This window comes from Rhodospirillales bacterium RIFCSPLOWO2_02_FULL_58_16 (genome assembly GCA_001830425.1).
GTDB lineage: Bacteria > Pseudomonadota > Alphaproteobacteria > Rhodospirillales > 2-02-FULL-58-16 > 2-02-FULL-58-16.
On record MIAA01000050.1, the window covers coordinates 43,404 to 49,602 of the forward strand.

The 6,199-nt window shown below is 56.1% G+C and carries 5 protein-coding genes and 1 pseudogene (1 of these 6 running past the window's edge); 5 read left to right on the forward strand and 1 reads right to left on the reverse strand.

What is annotated here, in order from left to right; all coding sequences use genetic code 11:
- The first annotated feature begins 1 nt into the window (after nt 1).
- The 4 genes from A3H92_00340 to A3H92_00355 are packed head-to-tail and all read left to right on the forward strand — an operon-like array spanning nt 2 to nt 4,603.
- Nucleotides 2-1,372, forward strand: a complete 1,371-nt coding sequence (locus A3H92_00340) for a hypothetical protein (protein ID OHC73497.1) — start codon at nt 2-4, stop codon at nt 1,370-1,372.
- On the forward strand, nt 1,369-2,562 hold the full coding sequence (locus A3H92_00345) for a hypothetical protein (GenBank protein OHC73498.1): 1,194 nt from the start codon (nt 1,369-1,371) through the stop codon (nt 2,560-2,562). Before A3H92_00340 ends, A3H92_00345 begins: the two co-directional genes overlap by 4 nt.
- Nucleotides 2,559-3,851, forward strand: a complete 1,293-nt coding sequence (locus tag A3H92_00350) for a hypothetical protein (protein OHC73499.1) — start codon at nt 2,559-2,561, stop codon at nt 3,849-3,851. The genes A3H92_00345 and A3H92_00350 overlap by 4 nt, the downstream gene beginning before the upstream one ends.
- A complete protein-coding gene (locus A3H92_00355; GenBank protein ID OHC73500.1) occupies nt 3,848-4,603 on the forward strand; it encodes a hypothetical protein in 756 nt (251 codons plus the stop codon). Before A3H92_00350 ends, A3H92_00355 begins: the two co-directional genes overlap by 4 nt.
- Here A3H92_00355 and A3H92_00360 read toward each other — a convergent pair.
- Nucleotides 4,585-5,574, reverse strand: coding sequence for a GDP-mannose 4,6-dehydratase (locus A3H92_00360; protein OHC73501.1), 990 nt, complete (start codon nt 5,572-5,574; stop codon nt 4,585-4,587). The genes A3H92_00355 and A3H92_00360 overlap by 19 nt on opposite strands.
- Before the next feature lie 76 nt (nt 5,575-5,650).
- On the opposite strand from A3H92_00360, the pseudogene A3H92_00365 reads away from it, so the two are divergent.
- Nucleotides 5,651-6,199 (forward strand): annotated as a pseudogene (locus tag A3H92_00365) (hypothetical protein) (it continues 54 nt past the right edge of the window).

The window sequence follows — 6,199 nt, forward strand, 5'->3', positions numbered from 1 at the left end:
TTTGTTTGCCTGCGGGCTGGGGCTTGCCGGCGCATCGACCGCTGCCGATCTTTGGGGGGGATATGCCGGTTGGGGGCCTTTGCAGATTGCCGGGATCGTTGCCGGCGGCTTCTTGGTCTTTCTGGGAGCGATTATCGCTTTTCAGAGAAGCCGCGCATGTTTAAAGCGGTTTCTTGCAACCGGGACATCACTGGTTATTTTCAGCGTGTGCTTCGGCCTCGCCATTGCCGAGATCGCCTTGCGGCTGTGGGAAGGGGGTAGCGGCAATGCTTCTTACTTTGTCGAGAGGGAACAGCTTTCCAAATTAATCCCTGATGAGAATCTTCTCCACAAGATACCCGCGAATACATACGGACATGACGCCGACGGGTTTCGCAACGTTCGCGTTCCCGAGCAGACCGATATCGTTGCCATCGGCGATTCCTGGACCTGGGGCGTCAACGCGGAGCGCTCTCAGTCATGGCCGTCTCGGTTGGCGGCGCTTACCGGAAAGAATGTCTACAACATGGGGATGGGGGGATATGGACCGGCGCAGTATTGGTTCCTGAACAAGCGGTCAAAAAGTCTCTCTCCTGAATTGGTCGTCATCGGATTGTATTTGGGTAACGATATGATCGACGCCGAGAACGTCGTCTACCGACTTGACGCCTATGCGGATTTCAGAGACCCGACTTACGCGGCTTCCGATAAGGAATACAAAGTCGGGGAAAAAATTAGGGAACTTAATCGGCTTAAGAAGGAGTGGATAAGCAAGCGTATGGCCAAGCAAGCCCGAGAAACCTTATCGGGGTGGGCCGGTCTGTTGCTCCGCTACAGCGCCGTGGCGCGTCTGGCGGCCCGTGCCGAATTGGCGCCGGTTACCACGCTGAAAGAGCTTGAGTTCATGGCCTTCAAGGACTGGGCGCGGCAGGCTCCAGATCACACCATCGTTATCGACGGCAAATACCTGAAAACTATTCTGCATCCATCCGAGCATCTGTTCGCCGTGGATTTGGACAACCCCCGGATTCGTGAAGGCGTGGCGTTGACCAAGAAAATACTCTTGAGCCTCCGGCAATCGTTGGAGGCCGAGGGAACCGGGTTGCTGATCCTGATATTGCCGAGCAAGGAGCTTGCCTTTGCTCACATCGTTATGAAGCAGGGTCAGCCGGTCGGCGAAATGTTTTCAAAAGCGGTTCGCATGGAGGAACGGATCAGAGAGGACTTGTTCTCTTTTATGGAGTTAAACAAAATCGCCATGATTGACGCCCTGCCGGTCTTGCGTGATGCCGTTGAGTCCGGCGTTGATGTCTTCCCCAAAGACGGGGACACTCATCCTTTGCCGGCGGGATATAGATTAATCGCCGAAAAAGTTTACGAGAAACTGAGATGAATTTGGTCGCCGGAATTTTTACGGCAATGATTTTTTTGTTGCCGCCTGTTGCCGTCTACGCGCCGATGGGCATGACGCCCTTGGTCTGCACGGCGGCGGTCGCGCTGTTGTTTGACCGGCGGGTGCGGGATGAATTGGCGGCGTCAGGGGCGCCGAGGATATTATGGGCGTTCGCTCCCTTGTCGGCGTGGGCGCTGGCGTCCGTTGCCTGGACCATTCAGCCGGGCAGGGCCGTTAACGTCTGGCTGTCGATTGTTTTGCTGGCGGCGGCGGCTTGGGTTCTTGCCGTCGGCGCCCGTCTGCTCGGTGAGCGGGACCAAAAGCGGGTGACGGCCTTTATGGTCGGGAGCGCGGCGATGTTTCTGATTATCCTCGGCGTTGAAAATTTCAGCGAAGGGTTTGTCATAAAATTTCTTAAGGCATCCAAGGGCAAGGGCGTCAACGACTACATGGCCTGGATCAATCCGGGGAACACCATTCTGTCCGTCTGCGCTTGGCCGATGATCTTTGCCGCCGGACGCCGGATAAATTTATTGAGCGGCGTTTTGTTGTATGGGTTGATTATTACGGTGCTGGCCTTCGGCACGTCGTCGGCGCCGGTTGCCGCCATGTTGGTCTCTTCACTGGTTTTTGCCGCCGTGTCGGCGGGCAAGCGTCCGGTATTGATTGCGGTAGCGGCGTCGCTTGCCGTCGGCGCCCTGGCGTTCCCATTCTTCATACAGTTATTCACCTCGGACGAAATCGGACAAATGTTCAGCTCCGACAAGGGTTCATGGCAGCACCGCTGGGCGATCTGGGAATTTGTCCGGGGGCGCATCATGGATCATCCGCTTATCGGATGGGGGCTGGATTCGTCCCGCTTTATTCCCGGCGGCAGAGAAAACATATTCGGACAGAACTACGCCGAGATTTTGCCTTTGCATCCTCATAACGCCTTTCTTCAGATATGGCTGGAGTTGGGCGTCGTCGGCGCTGCGGCGATGGCGGTCCTGACGGCGAGTGTGCCTTTTCAATTGCATCGTATGGCGCGGGATTGGCCGGGGACGGCCTGCCTGATGGCCGGCTTTATCGTCTACATGGTTCTCGGACAACTCAGTTTCGGCATCTGGCAGAACTGGTGGATCGCCACGGGGATTGTCATGCTGACTCTGTTTCTGGCCGCAATGCCGCAAAAGAAGGCTGCGGAATGAGAAACGCGGTTCTTGTCCTGGTCTCCGTAGTTCTGTCTTTGCTGGGGTTCGAGGCGGCTCTCAGGATCGCGCCAAATAATTATCTTCGGCTTTATCAGAATGTGACGCCTGATCGCTCGACAATAAATCACAGGTCCGTGGCGCAAGGCCTGTATGTCATGGAGGCAGGCGAGTCCTTGCGTAATGTCGGCGGCTGTTTTGATAACGCCTCTATCCGCGTTAATTCACAGGGGTTCAGGGGGAATGAATGGCGGCTCGAAAAGACGGGAAGGCGGGTGGCGGTTCTCGGCGATTCTTTCGCTGCCGCCTTGCAGACGCCGGACAGGTTGCTTGCCGTCAATATTATCGGCGATCTTCTCGGCGTGGAGGCGCTTAATGCCGGGATAAGCGGTTATTCGACTCTCAACCAATTACAGGCATATCGCACGTTGATCAAACCCTATAAGCCGGACCTGACGCTTTTGTTTTTTTACATAGGCAATGACTTGACCGGAAATAGCTGCCGCCTGGATCAAGGGCGCAGTTATTGCGCCGCCTTGGAAGCCGGTAAAGTTGTGGCGGAGGCGCCGCCGGCGGCCAAGCCGCAAACGACCGACCAGCCCGGCGATGTGATCGGCGCTCTCAAGGACTTCCTGCGGCCACGGTTGGTTCTTTATCAGGCGATGCATGATCTGAAACTGATCGTCTACGGCCTGTTCAATCAGGCGCGGGGCCATGTGCCGGGCCGGTGGCGCCAATATCTGGTCAACGAGCCGCCGGAATTCAGGGAAGCATGGGTCATCACCGAGTCGCTTATCCGCGACCTGAAGACCGAGGTCGAAGCCGATGGAGCGCGGCTGGCGGTGGTTATTATTCCCGAACATTTCGCTTCCGGGACCGACTGGAAAAGCGAGATCAGATACGGCGCGGGAAGCGCCGTGACCGATGACTTCGATCCTCGCCACCCGACCCGGCGATTGATGGAAATCACCAAGAGGCTTGGATTGCCGGCTTTTGACCTGCTACCCTCATTCATCAGATATCGTAATTCCTTTGCTTTGCCCTATCCCGGCTTTTCGTTTGCTTGTGACGGACATTGGAACCCATTGGCTCACAGTCTGGTCGCTCATGATGTGGCAACGTTCATCGCTGAATCCGGGTTGTTGCCGAGTGGGCCGTTTTCTCCTTCCGCCCTGGAGGAGAAGCGCCGCGTCGTCTTTGCGACGGAGCCTCGGAAAATATTGGGGCCGTACGCCTATGAGCAAATCTACAATGGAGGCGTTTATACCGGATTGGAATCAGCGCCGTGAGAAAGTTTTGCAAGGCCCTGGCCCGGATAATAGCCGAACCGTTTTCGTTGATTCCTTTCAGGATGCGGCGCGGCCTGATCGTCGGGTTGTTGCTGATTGAATCGCGAATCGGTTCGCCTGAGAGCGGATTGAGGCGTCTGTTCGCTTTGTGGGACGATCTGGACCTGTTCATTAATGAACGGGCCACCGCTTATGGCAATGGCGCCAACCCCAAGCACAGGTTGACCGGCTATCATGATTTTTTTGTCGATAACATCCCGGCGGGGAGCCGGGTTCTGGATGTCGGCTGCGGCATCGGCGCCGTGGCGCGTTCTATCGCCAATCGCGTCGAAGGCGTCCTGGTCACCGCCGTTGATCTGGATAAGGCGGTGCTTGAAAGAGCGCGTGGCGAGGAGACGCCGGTCAATCTGACATTCATCCATAGCGATGGCGTTCGGGATCTGGCGGACGAACATTGGGATGTGATCGTCTTGTCCAATGTATTGGAGCATATGGAGGACCGTAAGGAACTGCTTGCCGATCTGCTGCGCCGCAACACGCCCAAGCGGGTTCTGATCCGCGTGCCTTTATTCGAGCGCCACTGGCATTTGCCGTTGAGGAAGGAGTTGGGGGTCAATTATTTTTCCGACCCGACTCATCATATCGAGCACACCGTCGATGAATTCGAGGCGGAGATGAAGGACGCCGGCTTGATCATTGTCGATAGGCAGACCCTATGGGGTGAAATGTGGGCTTATTGCCGACCGGCGTGACTGCCGCTTTCCGCTTCGGCCATCAGGCGGACAACGTCTTTCATCTGCGTCTCGGCGCGCCATTTCAATATTCGGAGAGCCTTGGACGGATCGCCGGCGCTGGTGATTATGTCGGTGGGGCGGAACAGTGACGGATCGCTTTTTACATGATCGCGCCAATCAAGATTGAAATGAGAGAAAGCGGCGGCGGCGAGGTCTTTCAGCGAATGACTTTTGCCGGTGGCGATAACGAAGTCGCCGGGCCGGTTCTGTTGCAGCATTCGCCACATGGCATCGACGTATTCCGGCGCCCAGCCCCAGTCTCTGCGGATATCCAGGTTTCCAAGATGCAAAACACCGGAGCCTTCGGCGGCGATGCGAGCGGCTCCCCTGATGATCTTTCCGGTGACAAAGAGTTCCGGGCGCAGGGGTGATTCGTGATTGAAAAATATTCCCGAACAGGCAAACAGACCGAAGTCTTCACGGTATTTCGCGGTTTTGTAAAAGGCTTCGGCCTTGGCTGCGGCATAAGGGCTTTGCGGATTGAACGGCGTCTGTTCATCAGCCGGGGAATCGCCCGTATCGCCGAAGCATTCCGAAGTGGCGGCATTATAATAGCGGATGGAAACGTCGGCGGCGAGAATCGCCTTGAGTATATTGAGTGAGCCTAGAGTAATGACCTCGATAGTCTCTTTCGGTTTTTCAAATGACATGGCGACCGAACTGGGGCCGAGCAGGTTATAAATTTCCGTCGGGGACGTTAGTTCGATGGCTTTTTCTACGCTTTGAATATCGGCGGGCGTCGCTGAATGGATAGTTACCCGGTGACGAACTCCCAATGTTTCGAGATTAACAAAAGACGTTGTTTCGGCGTCGCGGGATGTCCCATGGACCTGATAACCTTTATCAAGAAGCAATCGGCAAAGATACGCGCCGTCCTGACCGGAAACGCCGAAGATCAAGGCGCATGGCTTCTTTTCTGTTATCGGCATCTTAGTTTGCTACATCTTTTTTCAGGGCAAGTATACACTCCATGAAAGTTCTCTCTTAATGCCGCCGTTAAGAACCATGGCGGCGGGCGCTTTACGAAAAGGGATCGGCGTCGGCTACGGCGCAATGCATGATCTGGGCGTTTATCGTTGCGGCGCTCCTCCGGTTATGTTCGTCACCGAAGGCGCCAATTGGACCATTCATTTCATCGGCAAAGGTTATGCGGACGGCATAGAAGCCGTTCATCCCGGAACCATCGGGTTGACTCATCGCCCTTATAAACTCTTTGACCGCATCGTTCATTTCGGCTCGCAGTTTTTCTGGCGACTGTGGGCCGAATCCTTGTCGCCCTCCAACAGGGCCGTCGTTACCTTTTTTCACGGCAAGCATGAGGACGGCCCGGAAATGTCGCAAAACATTGACTATTTCCTCTCTAACCTGGGGCGGCTGGAGCGGGTGGTGACGGCGGCCTCGCTCGTTGAGCGGCGCTTATTGCAATGGGGCGTCCCCAGGGAAAAACTGGTCCGCGTGCCGCTGGGGGTGGATACGTCCTTGTTTTATCCGCCCGGCGAGGAACAAAGGCGCGCAATGCGGACGCGGCTGGGCGTGCCGGACGGCGCCGTCTGC